General features: G+C 50.9%; 19 protein-coding genes. 13 read left to right on the top strand and 6 right to left on the bottom strand.

From position 1 onward, the window contains the following. Positions 1-13: 13 nt before the first annotated feature. Complete coding sequence (locus YC6258_RS23740) at positions 14-1,288, bottom strand: Zn-dependent hydrolase (RefSeq protein ID WP_044619086.1); 1,275 nt, start codon at positions 1,286-1,288, stop codon at positions 14-16. Between the two features lie 477 nt (positions 1,289-1,765). Here YC6258_RS23740 and hydA point away from each other — a divergent pair, with 477 nt between their 5' ends. The 6 genes from hydA (at position 1,766) to YC6258_RS23710 (ending at position 8,088) form a co-directional block, all read left to right on the top strand. Next, complete coding sequence (gene hydA, locus YC6258_RS23735; protein WP_044619085.1) at positions 1,766-3,208, top strand: dihydropyrimidinase; 1,443 nt, start codon at positions 1,766-1,768, stop codon at positions 3,206-3,208. 78 nt (positions 3,209-3,286) lie between these two features. Further along, positions 3,287-4,123 carry an ABC transporter ATP-binding protein gene (locus tag YC6258_RS23730; RefSeq protein WP_082070867.1) on the top strand — a complete coding sequence of 279 codons (837 nt, stop codon included), beginning with the start codon at positions 3,287-3,289 and terminating at the stop codon, positions 4,121-4,123. A gap of 13 nt (positions 4,124-4,136) precedes the next feature. Next, positions 4,137-5,015 (top strand): ABC transporter permease, encoded by an 879-nt coding sequence (locus YC6258_RS23725; RefSeq protein WP_044619083.1) that lies wholly within the window; start codon positions 4,137-4,139, stop codon positions 5,013-5,015. After that, a complete protein-coding gene (locus YC6258_RS23720) occupies positions 5,015-5,974 on the top strand; it encodes an ABC transporter permease (RefSeq protein WP_044619082.1) in 960 nt (319 codons plus the stop codon). Before YC6258_RS23725 ends, YC6258_RS23720 begins: the two co-directional genes overlap by 1 nt. A gap of 94 nt (positions 5,975-6,068) precedes the next feature. Next, the gene (locus tag YC6258_RS23715) at positions 6,069-7,073 is read left to right on the top strand and encodes an ABC transporter substrate-binding protein (RefSeq protein WP_044619081.1); all 1,005 of its coding nucleotides are present in this window, start codon (positions 6,069-6,071) and stop codon (positions 7,071-7,073) included. 193 nt (positions 7,074-7,266) lie between these two features. Beyond that, positions 7,267-8,088 carry a crotonase/enoyl-CoA hydratase family protein gene (locus YC6258_RS23710; RefSeq protein ID WP_044619080.1) on the top strand — a complete coding sequence of 274 codons (822 nt, stop codon included), beginning with the start codon at positions 7,267-7,269 and terminating at the stop codon, positions 8,086-8,088. A gap of 62 nt (positions 8,089-8,150) precedes the next feature. Here YC6258_RS23710 and gatB read toward each other — a convergent pair whose 3' ends face one another. From gatB to gatC, 3 genes are read right to left on the bottom strand one after another with little or no spacing between them, the layout of a single operon-like run. Then, positions 8,151-9,584, bottom strand: coding sequence for an Asp-tRNA(Asn)/Glu-tRNA(Gln) amidotransferase subunit GatB (gene gatB, locus YC6258_RS23705; protein WP_044619079.1), 1,434 nt, complete (start codon positions 9,582-9,584; stop codon positions 8,151-8,153). Positions 9,585-9,597: 13 nt separating this feature from the next. After that, complete coding sequence (gene gatA, locus YC6258_RS23700) at positions 9,598-11,043, bottom strand: Asp-tRNA(Asn)/Glu-tRNA(Gln) amidotransferase subunit GatA (RefSeq protein ID WP_044619078.1); 1,446 nt, start codon at positions 11,041-11,043, stop codon at positions 9,598-9,600. 28 nt (positions 11,044-11,071) lie between these two features. Next, positions 11,072-11,359 (bottom strand): Asp-tRNA(Asn)/Glu-tRNA(Gln) amidotransferase subunit GatC, encoded by a 288-nt coding sequence (gene gatC / locus YC6258_RS23695; protein ID WP_044619077.1) that lies wholly within the window; start codon positions 11,357-11,359, stop codon positions 11,072-11,074. A gap of 251 nt (positions 11,360-11,610) precedes the next feature. Here gatC and YC6258_RS23690 point away from each other — a divergent pair, with 251 nt between their 5' ends. The 7 genes from YC6258_RS23690 to YC6258_RS23660 all read left to right on the top strand — a co-directional run bounded on the left by YC6258_RS23690 (position 11,611) and on the right by YC6258_RS23660 (position 20,946). Then, a complete protein-coding gene (locus tag YC6258_RS23690; RefSeq protein ID WP_044619076.1) occupies positions 11,611-12,645 on the top strand; it encodes a rod shape-determining protein in 1,035 nt (344 codons plus the stop codon). Between the two features lie 63 nt (positions 12,646-12,708). Next, positions 12,709-13,578, top strand: a complete 870-nt coding sequence (gene mreC / locus YC6258_RS23685) for a rod shape-determining protein MreC (RefSeq protein ID WP_245626986.1) — start codon at positions 12,709-12,711, stop codon at positions 13,576-13,578. After that, positions 13,575-14,069 carry a rod shape-determining protein MreD gene (mreD, locus tag YC6258_RS23680; RefSeq protein ID WP_044619075.1) on the top strand — a complete coding sequence of 165 codons (495 nt, stop codon included), beginning with the start codon at positions 13,575-13,577 and terminating at the stop codon, positions 14,067-14,069. Before mreC ends, mreD begins: the two co-directional genes overlap by 4 nt. 2 nt (positions 14,070-14,071) lie before the next feature. Next, positions 14,072-14,656, top strand: coding sequence for a Maf family protein (locus YC6258_RS23675; protein WP_044619074.1), 585 nt, complete (start codon positions 14,072-14,074; stop codon positions 14,654-14,656). Next, a complete protein-coding gene (gene rng / locus YC6258_RS23670; protein ID WP_044619073.1) occupies positions 14,653-16,140 on the top strand; it encodes a ribonuclease G in 1,488 nt (495 codons plus the stop codon). The genes YC6258_RS23675 and rng overlap by 4 nt, the downstream gene beginning before the upstream one ends. Positions 16,141-16,252: 112 nt before the next feature. Further along, positions 16,253-20,113, top strand: coding sequence for a YhdP family phospholipid transporter (locus tag YC6258_RS23665; RefSeq protein WP_144407731.1), 3,861 nt, complete (start codon positions 16,253-16,255; stop codon positions 20,111-20,113). After that, the gene (locus YC6258_RS23660; protein ID WP_044619071.1) at positions 20,113-20,946 is read left to right on the top strand and encodes a carbon-nitrogen hydrolase family protein; all 834 of its coding nucleotides are present in this window, start codon (positions 20,113-20,115) and stop codon (positions 20,944-20,946) included. Before YC6258_RS23665 ends, YC6258_RS23660 begins: the two co-directional genes overlap by 1 nt. Here the strand turns inward: YC6258_RS23660 and YC6258_RS23655 are convergent. Further along, positions 20,938-23,649 carry a P-loop NTPase fold protein gene (locus tag YC6258_RS23655; RefSeq protein ID WP_044619070.1) on the bottom strand — a complete coding sequence of 904 codons (2,712 nt, stop codon included), beginning with the start codon at positions 23,647-23,649 and terminating at the stop codon, positions 20,938-20,940. The two genes, YC6258_RS23660 and YC6258_RS23655, sit on opposite strands and share 9 nt — an antisense overlap. A 169-nt stretch (positions 23,650-23,818) precedes the next feature. After that, positions 23,819-24,919, bottom strand: a complete 1,101-nt coding sequence (locus YC6258_RS23650; protein WP_044619069.1) for a GGDEF domain-containing protein — start codon at positions 24,917-24,919, stop codon at positions 23,819-23,821. Positions 24,920-24,933: the final 14 nt, after the last annotated feature.

Here is a 24,933-nt window from a genome sequence, read left to right as displayed (position 1 = left end):
GGTTCGCCGGGAGTCAGGCGCTCAGAGTTTCCTCCGTCGCAGACGTTTCCTCGGCTTTGACTTCACCTGCCATTACTAACATGGCATTCAATAACACCGAGCAGCCCGCTTCGCATTCCTCTTTGGTGGTACTTTCAATTTCATTGTGACTGATGCCATCCAGACAAGGGGTAAAAATCATGCTGGTGGGTGCGAAGTCCGATACATAACAGGCGTCGTGTCCGGCACCGGCGATAATGTCCATATGACTATAGCCCAGTGCCTCAGCTGAGCTGCGAACCGCGGAAATACATTCACTGGCAAATGGAATTGGAGCGTAGTACCAGATTTGCTTGAGATTAATGTCGCTGCCGCTACTGACTGCCAGCTCCTCAACTGCTGCTTGCAGATCCGCATCCATCGCGGTCAGTTGATCATCTTCAGGATGGCGCAGGTCGATGCTGAAGGAAATCTGACCGGGAATGGTGTTTCGTGAATTGGGTGAAACCTGCATAAAACCAACCGTACCGCAGCCGGGTTTATGCGCCTTGGCAATTTCCTCTACCTTAAGTACCAGTTGCGAAGCCGCGATTAATGCGTCTTTGCGCAGATGCATCGGTGTAGTGCCGGCATGGGATTCGCGACCGCTGATCACAACGTCGTACCAGCGCTGTCCCTGACCACCGGTGACCACGCCGATCTGTTTGTTTTCCGCTTCCAGATAAGGGCCTTGTTCGATATGGGTTTCAAAGAATGCATGATAATTTCGTCCGGTGACGGGTGTATCGCCGGCAAATCCGATCCGTTCGAGTTCATCACCGAGACGGATGCCATCGACATCGGTTTTGTCCAGAATCTCCTGCAAGGTGAAACGACCGGATACAACACCTGAGCCCATCATGGCAGGCGCAAAACGGGAACCTTCTTCATTTGTCCAGACAGAGATTTCAATCGGATGACGGGTTTTGATACCCAGGTCATTCATGCGTCGCACCACTTCAAGGCCGGACAGCACCCCAAAGACGCCATCGAATTTACCGCCGGAAGGCTGAGTATCGAGGTGGCTGCCCGTACCGACCGGAGCCAAGTCTGGATCCTCGCCAGGACGAGTGGCCATAATGTTGCCGATCTGGTCAACTTTAACGGTGCAGCCTGCTTCTGTTGCCCATTTTATGTAGAGTTCACGGCCTTGTTTATCGAGGTCTGTCAGTGCCAGACGACGACATCCACCTTTTTCTGTGGCACCGATTTTGGCCATTTCCATCAGGCTGTCCCACAGTCGATCACCATTCACTTTTAACGCTTTCATATGTCACCTGCTGTTATCGGAGGGTTGGCTGTCATAAACGACATGACAGAACCACGTGTCTGGAAGGTATGTTGTTGATGCAATGATCTGACCAGTCGGACAGGAGTTATCGAAAAAATAATTAACTGTTTGTTTTATAACTAAAAAGACAGGGTGCATTTTTGTCGATCGACAAGGGTATGGCCATGACTCATTGGGTTTTTGCACTGAAATGGAAAGACCTGGCCCCGAGTGTGTGCATGTATTCTGTTCCAAATTTCCTGAATATCTCTCATGTGCTCTACGGATTGTTTTGTTGCTCCTGTAAAAAAATCTTTATAAACAAACGGTTATAAATTTTTTATGCAACTCCTGTCCGGTTGGTCAATCTATTGCATTGAAGCAAGGCATTCTTACAAGACATTTATCCGGTGCATCAAATGTTTGCCTGTGTTCGGGCAGTGCTGTTTTCACCGTTAATAAGAAGAGGGCAGGTAAATGGGTATATTGATTAAAGGCGGTAAAGTCGTAAATGCCGATCAGACAGTAAATGCCGATGTATATTGTGAAGACGGAAAAATTCTGGCCATTGGTACAGAATTGGAAGTGCCTGCCGGTACTGAAGTCATTGATGCATCCGGCCAATATGTCATGCCAGGTGGAATTGATCCGCATACTCATATGCAACTGCCTTTTATGGGAACCGTGGCCAGTGAAGATTTTTACACCGGCACGGCTGCCGGCCTGGCAGGTGGTACCACCACCATTATCGATTTTGTGATTCCAGATCCGCAACAACCACTCATGGACGCCTATCAGACCTGGCGGGAGTGGGCATCTCGTTCGGTTTCCGACTACTCGTTTCATGTTGCCGTCACCTGGTGGGATGAGTCTGTCTATCAGGACATGGGGCGCTTGGTTAATGAAGAAGGCGTCAATTCCTTCAAGCATTTTATGGCCTATAAAAACGCCATCATGGCCGAAGATGAAACCCTGGTGAACAGTTTCAATCGCTGTCTGGAACTCGGTGCCATGCCAACTGTTCATGCCGAAAACGGTGAGCTGGTGTATCACCTGCAACGTAAATTGCTGACGATGGGCATTACCGGACCGGAAGCACATCCGCTGTCACGACCCACAGAAGTGGAAGGTGAGGCAGCTAACCGGGCGATCCGGATAGCGCAGTCCCTCGGCGTGCCTCTGTACTTGGTGCACGTATCCTGTAAAGAGGCCGTGGATGAAATTGCCCGGGCCCGACACGAAGGTCAACGGGTATATGGTGAGGTACTGGCCGGGCATCTGGAATTGGATGACAGTGTTTATCGGCATGAAGACTGGAATTTTGCTGCTGCTCATGTCATGAGTCCGCCATTCCGTCCTCAAGGGCATCAGCAAGTATTATGGAAAGCGTTGCAGGGTGGAACGTTACAGACAACCGCCACCGATCATTGTTGTTTTTGTGCTGATCAGAAAGCGTTTGGCAAAGACGATTTTTCAAAAATTCCAAATGGTACTGCCGGTGTTGAAGACCGCATGATGGTGCTTTGGGATGCCGGGGTTAATTCCGGGCGGCTGTCGGTAAATGAGTTTGTCAAAGTCACGTCCACCAATGCGGCACAGATTTTCAATATTTATCCGCGTAAGGGCTGCATTGCGGTGGGCGCAGATGCCGACATGGTGATCTGGGATCCGGCCAAAAGCCATACCATCTCGGCCACTACTCACCATCAGAATGTGGATTTCAATATTTTCGAAGGCAGGACCGTTACCGGAGCGCCGAGTCATACCATCAGTCAGGGGAATCTGGTCTACAAAGATGGTGAACTACGAGTGCAGGAAGGGGCGGGCAAATACATTAAGCGACCTGCCTTTCCATCCATTTACGATGCCGTCAAAAAATACAATGACATGATGAAACCAACTGCTGTAAAGCGTGGCTGATCGCGGCGAATACCGGTTCGAAAAACACATTGGGATAGTCCGGTCAGCAGATGATCGATATACACATTGAGACGTGCGATGTACGCAGAAAAAATAGAGATGCATAACCATAACGAGGCTCCGATGGAGACAAAGTCAGGCCGGTTAATGATTGGCGTGAAGAATCTATCGTTGATCTTTCAGACCAACGATGGCCCGGTCAACGCATTGTCGGATATCAATCTGGATATTCATGAAGGAGACTTTGTGTCCTTTATTGGCCCATCCGGTTGCGGCAAGACTACTCTGTTACGGGTTATCGCCGATCTCGAACATCCCACATCCGGTACCATTGAGGTTGATGGTACATCGCCGGAAGATGCCCGTCTTAATCGAATGTACGGCTACGTTTTTCAGGCACCGGCATTATTCCCATGGCGCACTATTGCCGATAACTGTGCGTTGCCCATGGAAATTTCCGCTCAGCCAAAAGCCCGCCAACAGAAACAGATTGATAAGTATCTGCAGATGGTTGGGTTGCAGAACTTCCATAAGAAGTATCCCTGGCAATTGTCTGGTGGTATGCAGCAGCGTGCATCTATCGCCAGAGCACTGTGTATTGAGCCGGAATTATTGTTAATGGACGAACCATTTGGCGCGCTGGACGAAATTACCCGTGATCATCTGAATATGGAGTTATTGCGGATCTGGCAGGAGACTCGAAAAACCGTCGTTTTCGTCACTCATTCCATCCCGGAAGCGGTGCTGCTCTCGACACATATTGTGGTGATGTCACCGAGGCCAGGCAGGGTCACCAAAGTGATTGAGAGTCCATTACCTCGCGAGAAAAGCCTGCAATTGCGTGATTCTGATGATTTCCATGCGCTGGCGGCAGAAATCAGGGCGGTGTTGGCAACCGATCATCAGATTGACTAGCCGGGAGAGTTTTATGTCAGGTCAATGGTATAAACAACAATGGCTGGCGGTTGCCACTATGTTTATTTTGCTAACAATTATTTGGTATCTGGCGGCGTTGATACTGAACGGTAATCAGTTGATCAAAAACCTGGAACGTCGCCAGCAGTCGTGGAGTTACAGTCAAATCATTTCCGAGGCCTACGCGGTCAAACGTCCTGCTTTACCGGCTCCCCATCAAGTCGTGGCAGAGATCTACAAAAGTGTATTTCAGACCAAGGTCACGTCCAAGAGATCCTTGCTTTATCATGCGCAGATCACTTTGAACTCAACCTTGCTGGGTTTTGTGCTGGGCTCTCTTCTGGGAATAGCCATCGCTATTGGTATCGTTCACAACCGGACTCTGGAAGCCAGTCTGATGCCATGGGTGATTGCCTCACAAACGATTCCGATTCTGGCCATTGCCCCGATCGTGGTTGTGGTACTGGGTGCAATTAATCTGACCGGATTGATTCCCAAGGCGCTTATTTCCATGTATCTCTCGTTTTTTCCGGTCACGATTGGAATGGTTAAGGGCCTCAGGGCTGCGGATAAAATGCACATGGAGCTGATGTTGACCTACAACGCCAGTGCCCGGCAGATTTTCTGGAAACTGCGTTGGTTTGCTGCACAACCTTATTTGTTCGCCAGTTTAAAAGTCGCCATTGCCTCATCGCTGGTAGGTGCCATTGTCGGTGAACTGCCGACGGGGGCACAGGGGGGACTGGGGTCACGCTTGCTCAGTGGCTCGTATTATGGTCAGACAGTGCAGATATGGTCGGCGTTGTTGATGTCCGCGCTGCTCGGATCATTATTGGTCTGGTTGGTAGGCTTCACCGAGAAACGCATGCTGGCGAGAAGAGGAGGGCAATAATGCTGTCGACAATCAGGCAAATAGCCGCAGTGATATTGATTGCTTTGCAGATGTCTCTCGTCGTGACGCTGGAAAACGGGTTCTATAACCGCCACATGGGCCTGTTGGCCGTATTGATCATGGCATTGTTGTTATCATGGTTTTTATTGTCCGGATTGACCCGTTTGAGTGATGTGGGCGGGTTTCGATCAAGAGTATCAAAGTTGTCCGTTCCGTTGATTTTTGCGTTTATGTTGCTACTGGTCTGGCAGTCACTGGTTTGCGGTTTTGATGTACCATTGGTGTTGTTGCCTGCACCAACATTGATCGTAACGGCAGCGTGGCACAATCTGCCGTTATTATGGGCGGATTTCCAGCAGACCTATCTGAAAGCGGTAGTGGCAGGGTATCTGATCGGTTGTGGATCCGGGTTCCTGGTCGCCAGATTGGCAGTACGCAGTCAGTTTTTACAGAATGGTTTATTACCGTTTGGGAATTTCATGTCCTCCATTCCCATTGTCGGGATTGCGCCGGTCATGGTGATGTGGTTTGGATTTGACTGGCCGTCAAAAGCAGCCGTTGTCGTGATTATGACTTTCTTTCCAATGCTGATTAACACCGTTGCCGGTTTGCAGTCGGTCGATCCGCTGCATGCTGACCTGATGCGTACCTATGCGGCAAAAAAGAGTCAGATCTTTTTTAAAAACCAGTTGCCCCAGGCGATGCCATTTATTTTCAACGCCCTCAAACTGAATTCAACGCTGGCATTAATTGGCGCTATTGTTGCTGAGTTTTTTGGTACTCCGATCGTCGGTATGGGATTCAGAATTTCCACTGAGGTGGGGCGTATGAATATGGATATGGTCTGGGCCACGATCCTCGTAGCTGCGCTGGCTGGTTCTGCCAGTTATGGTGCTCTTTCATTATTAGAGAGGATGATAACTTTCTGGCACCCGTCGATACGCGGAGTAAAGCATTAATCCTGGTCAGGTGTGAAAAAGCCTGTGCAGGGGGACGCATCAGAAAACGATTACCGATGCAGTTTATTATTGAGCTTGTTAAGAGGAAGAGATAATGAAAAAGAATCTGGTTTCGTTGGTGGCCGGCACGGTCTTGATGGCATCCAGCATGATGACGCTGGCGGCGGATAAATTAACCCTGCAACTTAAGTGGGTCACGCAGGCACAGTTTGCTGGATATTATGTGGCACTGGACAAAGGTTTTTATAAAGAAGAAGGACTGGATCTCACCATTAAACCGGGAGGACCGGATATTGCGCCGGCCCAGGTGCTGGCTGGTGGTGGTGCGGATGTGATTGTGGACTGGTTGCCCTCGGCTCTGGCGACTCGTGAAAAGGGACTGCCGATGGTCAATATCGCCCAGATCTATGGCAAATCCGGCATGATGCTGACGTGTCTTAAATCCAGCGGTATCGAAACTCCGAAAGATTTCGCCGGTAAAACCCTGGGCGTTTGGTTCTATGGTAACGAATATCCGTTTTTGAGCTGGATGTCGAAGTTGGGTTATGCAACTGACGGCAGCGCAGATGGCGTCAAGGTGTTGAAGCAGGGTTTCAATGTCGATCCGTTGTTCCAGGGACAGGCTGACTGCGTTTCCACCATGACCTATAACGAGTACTGGCAGGTGCTTGATGGCGGCATGACACCCGATGAGCTGACGTTGTTCAAATACGAAGATGAAGGGGTGGCCACGCTGGAAGATGGGCTGTATGTATTGCAGAAATCTTTGGATGATCCGGCGATGGTAACCAAGCTGGCGAAGTTCCTGAAAGCCTCTGTCAAAGGTTGGGAATGGGCAAAAGCGAATCCAAAAGAAGCTGCATTGGTGGTGTTGGAATATGACGATACCGGAGCCCAGACTGAGGAACACCAGATTCGGATGATGACCGAGGTGGCCAAACTGTTAAGTACCAGTAGCAAAGGTATGGGTTATCTTGATCCGGCGGCCTATCAGCGCACTGTTGATGTACTGTTGGGCAGCGCGTCCACGCCGGTGATCACGAAACAACCGGAAGGTGCGTACAGCCACGTGGTCTTTGATAAAGCGATGGCGATGTAAGGTTGTTTGTTAACCTAAGGCCTTGTTTTATCGAGCCTGGCAATATCGGCAGCAGCATTCAGATGTGCTGCTGCCGGTTTCAGTCATTATGGCAATCAATTCCCTGATCGATCTGTTGATCTGATCTGATGGCGACAAAATCGTAGTGTCCTGCCAGCAGCTGTGAAAATATGCCTCTAAAAAAGAGGTGCGTATGAACGATCCATCTGAATCCCGAGTATTGTGTAACGTCCGTGATCATATTGCTTTTGTGTCGCTGAATCGGGCAGACAAACACAATGGCCTGGATATGCCGATGATGTTGGCCATCATCGCCACTGCGCGGCGCATTCGAAAAGACCGCAGTATCCGGGCAGTGGTGTTGTCCGGTGATGGTCCATCATTTTGTGCCGGCATGGACTTTCGCGCCGTCAGTCAAAATCCCTCGATGGTTCCCAGGTTTTTTTTGAAGTGGCCGTGGCGAAAACAGAATCCCGCTCAAGAAGTCGCTCATTGCTGGCGTGATCTGCCAGTGCCGGTGATATGTGTGATCCACGGTAATTGTTTTGGTGCAGGTATGCAGATCGCGCTGGCCTGCGACTATCGTATTGCAACACCGGCGGCCAGTCTGGCCATTATGGAAATGAAGTGGGGATTGATTCCCGATATGAGCGGCATGGTGACCTTGTCACGACTGACCCGTATCGATATTGCCCAGGAGCTGACGATGACCGGTCGGCAGTTTCCCGCCACAGAGGCGCTGCAATATGGACTGGTTAGTCGGTTATCTGAGCAGCCGATGGCAGCAGCGCAGGCGCTGGCAGAGCAGATTGTCCAGCAATCCCCCGATGCCGTGGCCGCAGCCAAATATTTGTACCGGAAGACCTGGAAGGCAGATACCTGGAAAGCGTTGCGTTGGGAGCGCTGGGTGCAGTTTCGCCTGATGGGAAGGCGCAATCAGATGATCGCCATGAAAAATGGTCTGGCGAAAGATCAGCCGAAAAAACCATTTGAGCAGCGTCGATCATTTTTATGATCCGGCTATAAAATATGACCTGGCTATAAAAAGGGAACCCGAAGGTTCCCTTTTTAGCTGACTTAACCTTTCAGTTTGGCCAGCAGAATATCATTCACCTGGGCAGGGTTGGCCTGACCTTTGGAAGCTTTCATGACCTGGCCGACAAAGAAGCCGAACAGTTTGTCCTTGCCACTTCGGTACTGCTCAACCTGACCAGGGTTGGCGGCAATGACTTCATCGATCATTTTTTCGATGGCACCTGAATCGGATACCTGCTTCAGACCTTTGCTGTCGATAATTTCATCCGCACTGCCTTCACCGTTCCACATGGCTTCAAACACGGTTTTGGCAATTTTGCCGGAAATGGTGTTGTCCAGAATGCGTTGTAGCAGACCGGCGAGCAGCTCAGAACTGACCGGGCAGACTTCGATTTCCAGGCTGTCCTTGTTCAGATGCTTGGACAGATCACCCATGATCCAGTTGGCTGACAGTTTGGCTTCTCCGGTTTTTTTCGCCACATCCTCAAAATAGTCGGCCATGGCCCGGGTGCTGGAAAGCACCATGGCATCATATTCCGGCAGGCCGTATTCAGTCATAAAGCGGTGCTGCTTGGCATCGGGCAGTTCCGGTAAGGTATCTCTGATGGCATTGATGTATTCATCATCGATTTCCACCGGCAGCAGATCCGGTTCCGGGAAATAGCGATAATCGTTGGCCACTTCTTTGGAACGCATGCTGCGGGTTTCGTCTTTGTCCGCATCGTACAGGCGCGTTTCCTGGGTGATTTTGCCGCCATTTTCCAGAATGTCGATATGTCGCTGTACTTCGTGATTGATGGCTTTCTCGACAAAGCGGAATGAGTTGACGTTTTTGATCTCACAACGGGTACCAAATTCGGTCTGCCCTTTGGGTCTCAGGGATACGTTGCAGTCACAGCGCATGGAGCCTTCGGCCATGTTGCCGTCGGAAATGCCGAGATAGGTAATGATGCTATGTATTTTTTTCAGATAGGCGACCGCCTCTTTGGCGCTGCGCATGTCTGGCTCTGAGACGATCTCCAGCAGCGGTGTGCCGGCCCGGTTCAGGTCAATACCGCTGTATCCATCGAAATCCTCGTGCAGGGATTTGCCGGCATCCTCTTCAAGGTGGGCACGGGTGACACCGACACGTTTGGTGGTACCATCTTCGAGCACGATATCAACATGGCCCTTACCCACAATTGGATAATCCATCTGGGTAATCTGATAACCTTTTGGCAGATCGGGGTAAAAATAGTTTTTCCGGTCAAAGACGGACTTCCGGCCGATCTCGGCATCGATGGATAACCCGAATGCCACCGCTTTGTTCAGTGCTGCGGCATTAAACACGGGCAACGTACCTGGCATGGCCAGATCCACCAGACTTGCCTGTGTGTTGGGCTCAGCACCAAACTGAATGCTGGAGCCGGAAAAGATTTTTGATTGGGTCGAAAGCTGAACGTGTACTTCCAGACCGATGACAATTTCCCATTCCATCCAGATTTTCCTCTTACACTGCTTTCTGTTTATGCCAGTCAGTTGCCAGTTGGAACTGATGGCCTATGTTGAGCAGGCGGGCTTCATCGAAGTAGTTGCCAATCACCTGCAGACCGACCGGCATGTTATTTACAAAGCCACAGGGAATGCTCATGCCCGGCAAGCCGGCCAGGTTCACTGACAGGGTGTAAATATCCTCCAGATACATGGAGACCGGGTCATTGTTTTTGGCACCGAGCTCCCAGGCCGGTGACGGGGTCGCCGGTCCCATGATCACATCCACTTCGGCCAATGCCGCGATGTAATCATCTTTGATGAGCCGGCGCAGCTGCTGGGCCTTACGATAATAGGCATCATAGTAACCAGCACTCAGGGCATAGGTGCCAATCATGATGCGGCGCTGGACCTCGGCACCAAAACCTTCAGCCCGAGAACGGGTAAACATATCCTGCAGATCCTGTGGATCTTTGCAGCGATAACCATAACGCACCCCGTCAAAACGAGACAGGTTGGTGGAAGCTTCTGCCGGGGCGATGATGTAGTACGAGGGAATTGACAGTTCGGTTCTTGGCAGACTGACTTCTTTGACAGTAGCACCGAGTTTTTCAAACTCTTTAACCGCGGCATGAATCAGGGTGGCAATTTCGCTGTTGAGTGCCGCACCGAAGAATTCCTTCGGCAGACCGATTCTGAGTCCGGTCAGGGGCTGATTGAGATTGGCGGTGTAATCCGGCACCGGCCGGTTGACTGAGGTGGAATCTTTGGTGTCGAAACCGGCCATGACATTCAGCATGATTGCCGCATCTTCAGCGGTCTGTGTCATGGGACCGGCCTGATCCAACGAGGAACCGTAAGCCACCATGCCCCAGCGCGATACCCGACCATACGTGGGTTTGATGCCGGTGATGCCACAAAAGGCTGCCGGCTGACGAATGGAACCACCGGTATCGGTACCGGTCGCCGCCACTGCCATGCCTGCGGCCACTGCCACGGCAGAACCACCGGAAGATCCTCCGGGGATTTTGCTGGTGTCCCAGGGGTTGCGGGTTGGACCGTAATAACTGGACTCGGTGGATGAACCCATCGCGAACTCGTCCATATTGGTTTTCCCCAATATCACCGCACCGGCCTGATTAAACTTTTCTGCCACGGTGGAGTTGTAAGGGGCGATAAAATTATCCAGCATTTTTGAACCGCAGGACGTTTTTACGCCCTGTGTACAAAACAAATCTTTGTGTGCAATCGGGATACCGGTCAGCGGTTGATGATTGCCTGCGGCGATCAGCGCATCGGCTGCTTTTGCCTGAGCCAGTGCCTGTTCTTCGGTCACCGTAATAAATGCATTGTATTGCGCATCGGCCGACTGAATGTTCTGTAAATAACTTTTTGTCAGCTCGGTGCTGGAAAATTCTTTGTTCTTGAGCCCTTCGCTCAGTCGGGCAAGAGTTTGCTCTGTCATCTTTATATTCCTGAGATATGACTGCGTATCATTCAATGACTTTGGGCACCAGATACAGACCGGCTTCGGTCAGTGGTGCAATTTTCTGATAGTCGTCACGATGATTGGATTCGGTGATTTCATCGGCCCGCAGGCGCTGTGTGGCATCCAGGGGATTGGCCAGCGGTTCCACGTTTGACGTATCAACGGCCTGCATTTGGTCGACAAGTTCGAGAATGTTGGAAAGCGTCTCGGTATAACCGTCGATCTGCTGATCTTCGATTCTGAGTCGCGCTAACTGAGCGATGTTGATTACATCAGAGCGTTCTAAGCTCATTAGGTTTCTCCCGCAGATAATGTTTCAATACCACCGTGAAGGATCACTTGAAGAGGGCGTGTATTTTATTTGGTGATACTATATTGGGTCATAAGCTCTGTAATTCCAGCGTCAATGTCAGAGCACACAATATCGACAAATGCGCTGAAGGGCGGCGAGATTAGCACATTTCCGGCTTGCCCAAAATCCCCGCCGTTGATACATTGCCAACCAGTTTTTCATATTTGACCACAGATTATGGTAACCATTAGATGTTCAAGAAAATAAGAGGTCTGTTTTCATCCGATCTTTCAATCGATCTCGGCACAGCAAATACCCTGATTTACGTTAGAGACAAAGATATCGTTTTAAATGAGCCGTCGGTGGTTGCCGTGCGGATGCAGGGGAATCAACGTTCAGTTGCCGCAGTGGGTCATGAAGCAAAACGTATGCTGGGTCGAACGCCAGGTTCCATTACCGCCATCCGACCAATGAAGGACGGTGTCATCGCCGACTTCCAGGTCACCGAAAAAATGCTCCAGCACTTTATTGCCAAGGTACATGAAAATACCTGGTTTGCTCCAAGTCCAAGGGTGCTGATCTGCGTGCCCTGCAAATCCACTCAGGTTGAACGTAAAGCCATCAAGGAATCCGCCTATGGAGCCGGTGCCCGTGAAGTGTATTTGATTGAAGAGCCAATGGCTGCGGCAATTGGTGCCGGCCTGCCGGTGGAGGAAGCCCGCGGTTCGATGGTGGTCGACATCGGTGGCGGTACGACTGAAATCGCGATTATCTCTCTCAATGGTATTGTTTATGCTGAATCGGTCCGTGTTGGTGGCGACCGTTTCGATGAAGCGATTGTGTCCTATATCCGCAGAAACTATGGCAGCCTGATCGGTGATGCAACCGCCGAACGGATTAAAATTGAAATCGCCTGTGCTTATCCCGGTACTGAGATTCGCGAAATTGACGTTCGTGGACGCAATCTTGCCGAAGGTATCCCCCGCAGCTTCACTCTGAACAGTAGTGAAGTGCTGGAGGCATTACAGGAATCCCTCTCTGCTATCGTTCAGGCCGTCAAAAGTGCCCTTGAGCAGACTCCTCCTGAACTGGCAGCGGATATCGCCGAACGCGGTATGGTGTTGACAGGTGGGGGCGCCATGTTGCGTGACATTGACAAGTTGTTGAGCGAAGAAACAGGATTACCTGTCATCATTGCTGATGATCCATTGACCTGTGTTGCCAGAGGTGGTGGTCGGGCATTGGAAATGATGGATGATAAAGTTTTTGATTTTGTTGCAGACTGAATAAGTCTTCGGTGGCAGACTTCTGCCGCCTGACAAAGCAATGACCATCATCCGGAGGACCCGTTGAAGTCTATTTTTTCCCATGGCCCTCATTTAGGCTATCGGTTTTTATTTGCCTTGCTTCTTTCCGGGATGTTGATGTTTGCTGATCTGCGTATTCCACAGACCGACAAACTGAAGCAGATCCTTGGATATCCGTTAACCCCGATTTTGTGGATTGCCAACGTGCCCTCAGAAGCAGTGGACTGGAGTTCCAGTACTTTGGCTTCCAGAGAAAAACTGATGATCGAGAACGAGAGCCTGAAAGCACAGGTATTGATGCTGCAGCGCAAGACTCAGCAATTACCGATCATTCAGGCTGAAAACCGTCGTCTCCGGGAGCTGGTGAATGCTTCGGAGCAAGTGAGCGAACGGATTCTGGCGGCCCAGTTGATCGGGCTGGATACCGACGCCTTTTCCCATCAGGTGATTATCAATAAAGGTTCCGAAGACGGTGTTTTTGTCGGCCAGCCGGTGCTCGATGCCACCGGATTGATGGGCCAGGTCATTCAGATCGATACTTACACCAGCCGTGTTCTGTTGATTGCCGATGCCAACCATGCCGTGCCCGTGGAAGTGAACCGTAATGGCCTTCGCGGGGTAGTTTCGGGAACCGGGGATCTGAGTCAGTTGGAGCTTATCTATGTGCCCGACACCGCAGATATCCAGGTGGGTGATTTATTGGTCACATCCGGCCTGGGTGGGCGCTTTCCTCAGGGGTATCCGGTTGCGGTGGTCGACAGCGTCGAGCATGATCCCGGCGAGCCTTTTGCCATTATTAAAGCCAAACCCAGTGCCCATCTGAATCGCAGCAAACATGTACTGCTGGTATTTAATGGTGATGCGAATCATTCTGATGCTAACCAATCAAGTGACAGTGATGCCACCCAATGAGCAGTGAAAACCCAAAACCGCAAAACCTGTTGATCATTGTGCTGACAGTGGTAATCGCCTTTATTCTCGATATCGTTCCGATACCGGATACTATTGCCTTCCTGCGTCCCGAGTGGACATATCTGGTGACACTCTATTGGGTGTTGGCGCTGCCTTATCGGGTGGGAATCTTCACTGCCTGGGTTGTTGGTCTGATTCTGGATCTGCTGGAAGCCAATCTGTTAGGTTTGCAGGCTTTTACGTTGTCGTTAAGTGCCTATCTGATTTCGTTACTGCACCAACGTATGCGTTTATATCCACTCTATCAGCAGGCCATGGTGATTTTTCTGATTGTCGGGCTGCATTTATCGCTGCTGCATTGGATCAAAGGTCAGCTGAGTGTGGTCAGCAGCGGTTATTCCTTTTTAATTCCCTCTGTGAGCAGTGCGGTTATCTGGCCGTTTGTTGCATTGGTGATGTTATCCGTTCAAAGACGATTCCGAGTACAGTAAACATGACATTAATACTGGCATCCGCCTCACCAAGGCGTAAACAACTTTTAAAACAGATTGGGGTCAGGTTTGAAGTCTGTCCGGCTGATATCGATGAGACTGTGTTGCCGGATGAGGCACCGACCGATTACGTGAAACGAATGAGTGAGCAGAAAGCCAGGGCAATTCTGAATTCTGACTCTGGCCGCGATGCGGTGGTTATTGGTTCTGATACCACGGTCGTCTGTGACCAACATATTTTTGGCAAACCGGAGTCCGAACAGGATGCCATTGCCATGTTGACGAAACTGTCCGGGCGGGAGCATGAAGTGCTGTCCGGTATATGTGTCATGAATACTGACAGGGAACACTATGGACTGAGCCGTACCCGGGTATGGTTCAAACCCATCAGTATTGAGCAGATGAAACGATATTGGCAAAGTGGTGAGCCTTGCGATAAGGCAGGGTCTTATGGGATTCAGGGGTTTGGATCGGCGTTCATTGACCGGATTGAAGGTAGTTTCTCAGGTGTAATGGGGTTGCCTCTGGAAGTGATGACTGAACTTTTGAAACGATTCAATATAGAAATCTGGCAGGATATCGAATGAATTCAGAAATCTTGGTTAACGTAACGCCGATGGAAACCAGGGTCGCGATTGTAGAAAACGGTGCCGTTCAGGAAGTTTATATAGAGCGCAGCCAGAATCGCGGCATTGTTGGTAATATTTATCGTGGCAAGGTGGTCCGAGTACTTCCGGGCATGCAGGCGGCATTTGTGGATATCGGTCTGGAACGCGCAGCGTTTATTCATGCCTCAGATATCGATATCTCCCATCCCCGCCTCCATGATGAACATCAAACTTCCGAAAACAAAAACGTCCCGCCTATTTTTCAGCTGGTGCGCGAAGGCGAACCCATTACCGTACAGGTCATCAAGGATCCCATCGGCACCAAAGGGGCACGACTGACCACGCAGTTATCCATTCCTTCGCGTTATCTGGTGTATGTTCCGGATTCTGATCATATCGGGGTCAGTCAGCGGATTGAAGGGGACAGCGAGCGTGAGCGGTTACGAGAGCTGGTGAATAGTTGTAAAGATGATGTGGGCATCGAGAAAGGTGGCTTCATTTTGCGTACGGCGGCAGAGTCCATCGGCGAGGCAGAAATTCGCAAGGATATGGATTACCTGCGTCGTCTCTGGCGGGTGCTTGAAGAACGTATCAAAAGCGAAAAAGCACCACAGATTGTCTACGAAGACCTGCCACTGCACTTGCGCATTACCCGGGATCTGATTCGTGCCGATGTCGATAAAATACGCATCGACTCCCGTGAAAATTTTCAAAATACGCTCGATTTCGTGCGCAAATATACGCCGGAAGTTGAGCCTATCCTGGAATACTACCCGGGTGAACGGCCGGTATTCGATCTGTTCAATGTGGAAGAGGACATCCGCCGCGCCCTGTCGCGCAAAGTTGACCTCAAATCCGGAGGCTACCTGATTATCGATCAGACCGAGGCCATGACCACGATCGATGTGAACACTGGAGCGTTTGTCGGTCATCGGAATCTTGAGGAAACCATCTTCAAGACCAACCTTGAGTCCGTAACCGCGATTGTCCGGCAGCTGCGTATGCGTAATCTTGGCGGCATCATCATCATCGATTTTATCGACATGGAAGATACCGAGCATCAGCGTCAGGTGTTACGGATGCTGGAAAAACTGCTGGAAAAAGATCATGCCAAGACCAAGGTCACAGGTGTATCAGAACTCGGGCTGGTGGAAATGACCCGTAAGCGTACCCGCGAAAGTCTGGAGCAGATGTTGACAGAATATTGCCAGGTATGTGACGGCCGGGGACGGATAAAAACCGCGCAAACCGTTTGCTACGAAATTTTTCGTGAAATCCTGCGTGAAGCGAGAGCCTACGATACCAAAAGCTATATGGTGCTGGCAGCCCAGGCAGTGGTGGATCGCCTGCTTGATGAAGAGTCGGCAGCGGTGGCGGATCTTGAGGAGTTTATCCGCAAACCGATCCATTTCCGGGTCGAGCCCATGTACAGTCAGGAACAGTTTGATGTGGTACTGCAGTGATAACCGGCAGTATCTTGCAGATAGATTTTAAATAAGATTGCAATAAAGCGCTCGGATAGTCTCTGAAAGTCTCCTAAAATGCCGGTTTACTTTTGACATCGGTATCAGGTTCTTGCGTTTATCTGTTTTATTTCGTGGTTACATGGTCCAGCTGTGGCAATTGCTGGCACTGTTGTTGGTGATCCTGGCCGTTTATGTTGTGTTAGGGCGGCAACTGCTGCCGTTGATTAATAACAAGAAGGATCAGATCGCGGAGATTATCTCCAGTCAGATTGGTTATCCGGTATCCATTGGCGAGTTGCATGGTACGCTGTCCGGATTCAGTCCCTCCCTCTCAGCCAGCCAGGTCAGTATTGGTTCGGTCTTGTTTGTTGACCACATGCGTTTCGATTTATCCATTCTGCCGACTCTGGCCCAGGGCCGACCGATTGCCAAATTTGTCAGTATGTCCGGTGTGCAGATGGAGATGCGGCAGAAAACCGAATCTTCCGGTTGGTCAATCGGAGACTGGCAATTATCTCGCAAACAAAGCGCCGAACCCGTTTCCCTTGGCCGTTTCCTGAAAGACATCAAACCACTGTTTGACAATGAACAAATCTATCTCAGCGATATTCAACTGAATCTGCAGTTTGCGGCTCAGCGTGCCATGACCGTCGAACTGTCTGAACTGCAGGCCATCTCCGTCGGCAACGAAAAGACTCTTAACTTTATCGGCCGTCTGGGGGCTGAGAGTCCGCTATCCGGTTTCCAGGGGGCTGCCCGGTTCTGGAACTGGGATCAGGACCAACCTGACGCTGATATTTATTTTGATCAGGAGGATTTTGATTGGGCGCCGTGGATGTCCCTCAGGAACACAGGCATTCAGTGGGATGTATTTCGTTCGCAGTCCAATTACCGGATTTTGCTGAAAGCCGGCAAGCTGGATTCCATTCATGGCCGGGTTAAGGTGCCGGAACTGTCTTTGAGCCAGAATGACCGTCGTCTGGAACTACAGAATGTGGATTCCGATTTGACCATGGAATTTGGTCAGGATCGGACTCAGGCCTGGTTGAGCGGGCTGACGTTTCAGTTTCAGAACAATACCTGGAAACCCAGTAAACATTATCTGTTCTGGAATGGTGAATCGTTGGAAATCAACAGCAACCGGCTGGATGTGGAGGTGCTGGCCAATCTGGCCAATGTGCTCGTTCCGCAGGGAAAGATGACGGATTTACAGCCTCGTGGCCGGTTATATAACTCTCGAATTGTCTGGCGGACAACCCAGCCTCCGGCTGATCGGCTGACGGTTCAGGGGCGGTTTGCGAATGTTTCTACTGACCCCTGGCAGGGAGTGCCGGGGTTATCGGATATGAATGGTTATATTGACATGACACCTGGCCATGGGCTGGTGACGGTGACACCTTCTGACACCTCAATGACCCTAAAGGGGGTGTTGGATTCAGCGGTGGATGTCGATGCGCTTCAGGGTCAGGTTGAATGGTTCTGGTATCCAGGTAACAGTTTGCGGGTCAGCGGTCATCATATTATCGGACAGCCGCGGGGACTGACGTCTGCCAGTGCAGATTTCGGTGTGTTTATTCCCTTCAAGTCTCCAAACCATGAACGCGAACCCCGATTTGATCTGAATCTGGCCTTCAGTGGTGGTGGCCGGGAGCAGCTGGAACAGGCCTTGCCGATAGTGATGGATCGACAGTTGCGGCAGTGGCTGCTGGATTCTGTGCGTTCTTTCAGCAACGATCATGGTGCTCTGGTGATTTCAACGCCGCTGATTGGCAATACCCGTAACGGGATTTCTGTATTGTTGAAAGATCAGTTACAGGATGTCGATTTCGTTGCTGACCGGGAATGGCCGATGCTGCATAACTTATCCGGCAGCGTGGATTTATCCCCGGATCAGCTCAATGTGAAGGTCGACCCTTTGCATTACATGGATCTGGTCGCTGAAGACACTCAGGTATCGGTGGCACTGGATCAGCACCAGCCTGATGTCTTTATTGAGACCCGGTTTCGTGGCGCGCCGGAAGCGGTGCTGGATTTTGTACGCACTTCGCCATTACGGGAATTCAGTGGCAATACTCTGGATACCTGGGTGGTCGGCGGTGCGGAGATGTCCGGCCAGGCAAAAATATGGGTTCCGGTACAGGGAAACAAGGTTCAGGCTCAGGTGGATGTTCGTCTCAGCGACAACCAGTTGGTGTTGCCTGACTATCAGCTGGCAGTAGATCAGGCCTCAGGCCGTATCCATTTTTCTTCCCGTACCGGGTTTTCCTCATCAGGGTTACATGGTCGTTTTTTTGGTCATGATGCTGCTTTTAAGATCGCCACTCGTGGTTTTGGCAGTTCTGACCTGCATTGGCTCATTGATGCCTCCGGGCAGGCTGACGTTGCGGACGTAGGTGAGTGGATTGGCGATGCACTGATCCACGAAACCGGAGGAGTCACACCCTATCAGGCGCAGCTCGATATTCAAGCCTCCCGCAGCCAATTGACTGTGACGAGTGATTTGACCGGAATTGCCATGAATTACTCCAGCCCGTTACAAAAAGCGGCTGATGAGGTCTGGCCCAGCACTCTGAATATGCAGTTTGAGGGCGACAAAAGCTATCTTCAGGTGCAGTTGGCGGACAAGCTTTCGACCAATATGCTGATGGTGAATAATCAGATTGAACGGGGCTCAATTCAGTCGGAGAAAGGGGCGAAGCTGCCCGAAGAGGATGGTGTCTTCATTGATATCCATGAGCCCAAACTGGATGGTGACCGCTGGCAGGAAAACATCCAGAATATCGTCAGATTGTATCAGCAGTGGCCGGCGAGTAAGACAGATACAGCCGGTACCAGGTCTTTTGATCAGTTGATTCGTGAGGTCAGCATTCGTACCGATCAGCTGAATTATTTCACTGACACCTGGCCGGATATGCAGGTGCTGATCAGTCGGACTGACCAGGGCTGGACGGCGGACTTTGAAGGACCGGATGTTCAGGGCAACATGGGGTGGGGGCATGGCGAAAATGAACCGTTGGTGCTGGACTTTGAATTTGTCCGGCTGCACTCACAGCCTGCTGTTGCCGGCGACAAAAACGATGACCCGCTGGCGACTGTTGACCTGAAAACCATTTACCCGGCTCTGGTTCAGGTGAAACGCCTGGAATGGGATGGTCGCGATTTTGGCAGCTGGAGTGCACGGATCAAACCAGTCAGTAATGGGGTCGCCGTCACCGATATTCAGGGCAACATCAATGGTCTTGAGCTGACCGGCTCGCTGGACTGGCTGACCGTCGCCGACGGATCAATGTCTACCCATCTGCAAAGTCATGTGAGAGCCGGTGATGTTGGCAGTGTATTGGAAAAAATGGGCTATGCCCGCAGCATTCGAACCCAGTCTGCGGAATCGACCATTGAACTGCAATGGCCGGGATCACCACTGGCTTATCAGGTGGAAACGGTCAAAGGGAAAACCGATATTCATATGCGTAATGGTGCGATTTTGAATGTGGAGGAGTATGAAGATATCAAACTGTTTGGCATTTTTAATTTCTCCCGTATTCTGAAGCGCCTGGCACTGGACTTTTCAGACATCGTGCAGAAAGGCATCTCGTTTGATACCGTGGATGGCTCACTGCTGTTTGAAGATGGTTTTGCCTTGGTAGCCAATGAATTTGTGATTGATGGTGCCGCCACCAAGTTCCGTTTCAACGGCGGTTACAACATGGTCGACCAGCAGCTCGATCTGGATATGGTCTTTACCGTACCGGTGTCCAGCGCCATACCATTGGCTGCGCTACTGGCTGGAGTGACACCACAGGTGGCTGTGGCGATTTTTATTACCGAACGCATCATGAACTCCGGGCTGGAACGCTTCTCATCGGTGAAATACCGCATTACCGGCAGTTGGGAAAATCCCAAATACCAGCTGTACAAGGCGTTTGATAATTCCCTTCAGGATAAAAAACTGAAGGATAAAGAGGTGAAATAATGAGCACTGTCGCATTGCTGCAAATGACCAGCTCCACCGACATCGCTGTCAATCTGGAGACCGTCAGTGAAGCGTTCCGGCAGTTGGCGGAACAGCATCCTGAAGTGGATCTGGTACTGTTGCCGGAAAACTGGGCCAGTTATGGCAATCGTGATATTACCCGCGAATCCCGACAATCCCTTGAGCAGCAGCGCATGATCATGGCGCATGTCAGTGCTCTGGCCCGTCGCTACCGGCGCTGGTTGATCGCGGGAACCATTCCGTTTAAGTACAACGTCAAACAGAAACCCTGGGCCTGTTGCCCGGTCTTTGATGGGGGCGGTCGATTGGTGGCCGAATACCGGAAAATCCATCTGTTTGATGCCATTATTTCTGATCGTCATAACCGCTACCAGGAGAGCGCTACGTATTGTCATGGCAGCACTCTGACAGTGGTCAGTACTCCGGTCGGCCGGGTGGGTCTGTCGGTCTGTTACGATTTGCGCTTCCCCGAACAATACCAGCGTCTGCGGGCCATGGGTGCAGAAGTGCTGGTGGCACCGGCGGCGTTTACCCGTCCTACCGGAATGGCACACTGGGAACTACTGAACCGGGCACGGGCGGTAGAAAATGCCTGTTATATGCTGGCCCCGGCACAGGTCGGTACGCACGATGACGGACGCCAGACCTGGGGACATTCAATGATTGTCGAACCTTGGGGAGCGGTGCAGGCTTGTCTTGCTGACGAGACCGGTTGGCTGGTGGGGCAAATCGATCTGGCCAGGGTTCATGCTATGCGCCAGACCATGCCAAACCAGGAACATCGTATTCAGACCAGACAGCGTTCACAGTGACCTGAGACCGGACAACGATCCACTGCTGACCCGGAACAGAAAACGCTCTACCCGGTGATAAGAATGCTGTATCCGCGCCAATGGAATGGTCAGCCAGTGTATTCTTGAATCCATCCACAACTGAATTCGATCAGCATGAAGCTGTTCCAGGTTGTTGAGTACATCGCTCAACAGGCCATAAGGATTTTGTTGTTCTGCCATCAGAATGGATTGTTCAAGATTCGGTACGGTACCTCCGATGGCAAGCATAAATCCGAGCAACTGATAATCCGGTGGCGACTCCTCATCGTTTTCCGGAGTGAGATGGTGAATGATCCGCAGTAGCTGATATAGATTCACAAACCGCTTGGTGGCTCTGGGAGTATTCCCCAACAGTGGCGTGAGTTGTTTTAAGAAGTCGAGTTCATCAGCATGAATGCTCAATGCTGCCACGTCCAGTTCGGGTGGGGCACTGGCGGGGTTCAGGGAATCCAATATTTGTTGGTGTGATTCGGAAACGTTGGGAATATTGCTATCAGATGAGAATTGACCGCCGGGGGGCTGACGGGTGGTCAGCAAATGGCCTTCGAGCAGACCATTGATAATATTCTGACGGGCATGGTCATTCAGTGGTTGCACCCAGAACGGTACTTGAAAAATCTTCTCCAGATAATCATCCGGGCTGGCTGTGGAAGTGTTGTTGTGTTCCGGGGCCAGAGCATCAAAATGCTTGATCAGGGCATGCGACAACCAGCGCGAATCGACGGCCACCACCACAACGAATAACTCAAATGCCAGCAGCAGATGGACTGCCTGAAGTACCTGCACCACGTGAGTATCAGGGCAACGATCAAGGTCGTCGATGTACAGGATAATGCGATTAAAACCATAGTCATCATGGGCTTCGTTGTCAGAATCGTCACCCGCCACCAGCGCCTGATTGTGACCTGAAATCAAAGTTGCCAGCTGTTGGAAGTCCTGCTGAATCAACGCCGGGATCCCCAGATGCTTGCGATAGTCACCGGAACCTACCCGTTCTTTGACAAACTCGTTCAGTATTTGTGTGGGAGTAACTTTTTTAAGTTCGTCCTGGATCTCTTCAATACTGTCCAGCACTTCGTTTCTATGGTGAATAGAGTCATGCAGCCGCTGTCGGGCGTTTGCAACCGTCTGTTCGGCCGCCGTTATCTGATTATCGAGCTGTTGCTGTTGTTGCATAACTTCCTGCTGCACCTTGGCGGAGGCCTGTTGCAGCTGTTTTAACCTGTCTTTGATAAATAAAGTGGTCTTCGAAAGCAGTGCCGTTCCAGTGGCGACGGTTGCCGCTGCACCACTCAGCCAGGCAGTATTCATGGACTCAGTCAGACTGGTCAGCATCCATGTGACTGCCGGGGGAAACAGTCCTGCCAGAACCAGCAGATATCGATATGACCGGTGTTTATGATGCCATAACTCCGTTAACAGTCGTCGGCCACGTTTGATCTCCTGGTGTGCTTCATCCAGTTTTTTGAAGATGTCGCGAGCGCTGGGGAGTCCAAGAGCGAGCAGATTGTTGTCGAGCACCTCGGAAACGGCATTCAGGCTGTCCCGGATGACGACATCAGAGCTGGCGTTGGCTTTCAGCTGACGCAGATGTTCCATTTCTGTCTGATACGCCTGCTCCAACAGATCCATGCGTTGTTCCAGACTATCGAGATCCCGTTTGGCCACGCTGTACTTCGATTCCAGTTCAGCCAGTTCCACACGTTTGCTGTCCAGTTGTTGCAGCCAGTAATTGCGCCGTTTTTCCACCAGATCCTCTTTCTCGCCCTTGAGCCGGAGCTGATTGAAGATATGGTCGACCAGACTGGCCCAGAGATTTCCTTCCACATAGTGCCAGGCATTAAATTCAATGTGGATGATGCGCTTCCAGTAGGGAACTTCGACCTGGGACCGCTGACTGATCTGGTCACTGCCAGTCAGTTGTTCAATCCGGCTTCTGACGGCCTGCATGAAAAAGGACTTTCCCGAACCCCATTCACCGAACAGACCAACCGCCAGCGGCGGCTTCAGCCCCCTGGAGGCCAGCAGGTAGGCAAATGCATCCACTTCGGCACGAATGCCTACCAGATCCTGGGTCAGATCATTCAGGTTACCGTGATCCGCCTTGTAGTTGGGAATATCAACCGGGCTGGCGTGATACGGCAGGCGGGTCTGCAGAAATTCAGCATAGCTTTGTTTGTTTTCGGGCTGGCTGAAAAATTCCAGGCTCAGTTGCTGGACCTGGGATATCTCGATACCTCGCTGGGCAAACAGTTCTGCTAGTTTCTCTGCGATGGTATTTGGGCTCTGCAATAGCCCGATCAGCAGATATGGCAGTTCAAGTACTTGGGAGTATTTGTTCTGTGCGGCTATTTCATACGCCTGTTTGAGGACATAGTCAGCGTCTGAATCGAAGGCCGGTGTTGTGTCTGCGGGGATGGACCGCAACTGCCGCTCAAGCTCCTGCCGTGTGGGAATCAAATAATCATCCGGCAATATCTGACCAGGCGTCAGATGGAAATGAGTCAGTAATGTCGTAGTGGTTGGATCAGTCGGAGACTCCAGCAACATGCCGACTAAAATGTCGCTGGCGCTGATGGATACTGAGGTTTCATTGTGCCTGGCTACCCGAAACTGAGCCAGGGCGGTCGCCCACCAGAATACGCTTTGTGATGATGGTGACAGCTGTTCAGGATTCATCATATGGGAGCCCTGCTTGTTTCCGGATTTTTACCAGGATGGAGCGAACTCTACGGCGTTATGGTTTGTGATTAACCTGGCAATGATGTTTGCCAGGGATGTGGGAATGCCGAATGCAGAGAGCTAATCAATATAGAGCAAAAACCAGCGGGCTGACAGAGTGAATCGTTGTTCAGGCCCGCATGTCCTGTTCTGCTGTGGCCAGTAACTGGATTGGGTCATCACCATGGACCGGTGTTCTGGCCATGCCCATCCGGGGTGTCAGAGACAGTTCTGTCTCGTGAACGGTCAGCGGTTCTGACAACCGCTGTTTGACTTGTTCTGCGAGAGAAAGGATGTCTGCGGGATCAGATATTTTACGGATCAGCAGACCGAACTGATCTCCGGAAACCCGTATCGGCAGCTGCTCTTTACCAACTAAACCGGCAATTCTGTTACCTGTTTCCGCCACAATCAAATCCACAACCATAGAACCCAGTTGTTTGCTGATATCGGCAAAATTCTCATATTCGAACATCAATACCGCAATGATTTCATCCTGTTGGCGCGTGGCTAGCGCATCTTTCAGCCAGTTTTGTCCCATCAGGATATTGCCAAGGTTGGTCAGCGGATCGATGAACTGCCACTTTTCCTGCAGTTCTCTCAAGGTCTTCAGATGGGTGATATCACTGACGGTGGCGGCAGTGCCGGAAACCTTGCCATTAGCGTTCAGTATGGGGGTGGAGCGAATGACAAACCGGTGCTGGTTACCGGTTTCGATTTCGATGCTTTCTGTTTCCGCTGATGCAATCACTCTGGCATCAACCTGGTTGAGATGATGCAGAAAATCGGACTCGACCACCGAAGAGTCTCTGTTAACCAGTGCTGTGGGAGTGGCGTTTAATAATTTGCCGAGATGTTCATTGGCAAAAATGAATTCATTGTCGAGGTTTTTCAGCCAGGCGCCTTCCGAGGTCTCATTGAGTAGCCGGATCAGACCCTGCTGGTCGTTTTTAATCTTTTTGGAGGCGCTCAGAATAGTATTGGTTTTATTCAACAACTGCTGCAGTTGTGCAGATATCTGGTTGGAAATATCGAGCCGCACCATGGCGATCAGCTTGAAGCACGCTGTCAGCAGAATAATCGCGATGCCGGTGCAGAGAAAGCCGAGTATCTGCATGTGTGCCAGTTTCTGGGCGCTGGTGATCCAACTGATCCCCTGAGTGAGCAGAATCCCGGCGATCAGACCCAGACCGGAAAGGGCAAACAACTGATTATTGAGCTTTTTTTGCATTACAACATCGCTTT

Origin of the sequence: Gynuella sunshinyii YC6258, assembly GCF_000940805.1 — a bacterium.
Lineage (GTDB): Bacteria > Pseudomonadota > Gammaproteobacteria > Pseudomonadales > Natronospirillaceae > Gynuella > Gynuella sunshinyii.
Note: the sequence above shows the minus strand (reverse complement) of the source record. Positions and strands in the feature narration are given on the sequence as shown.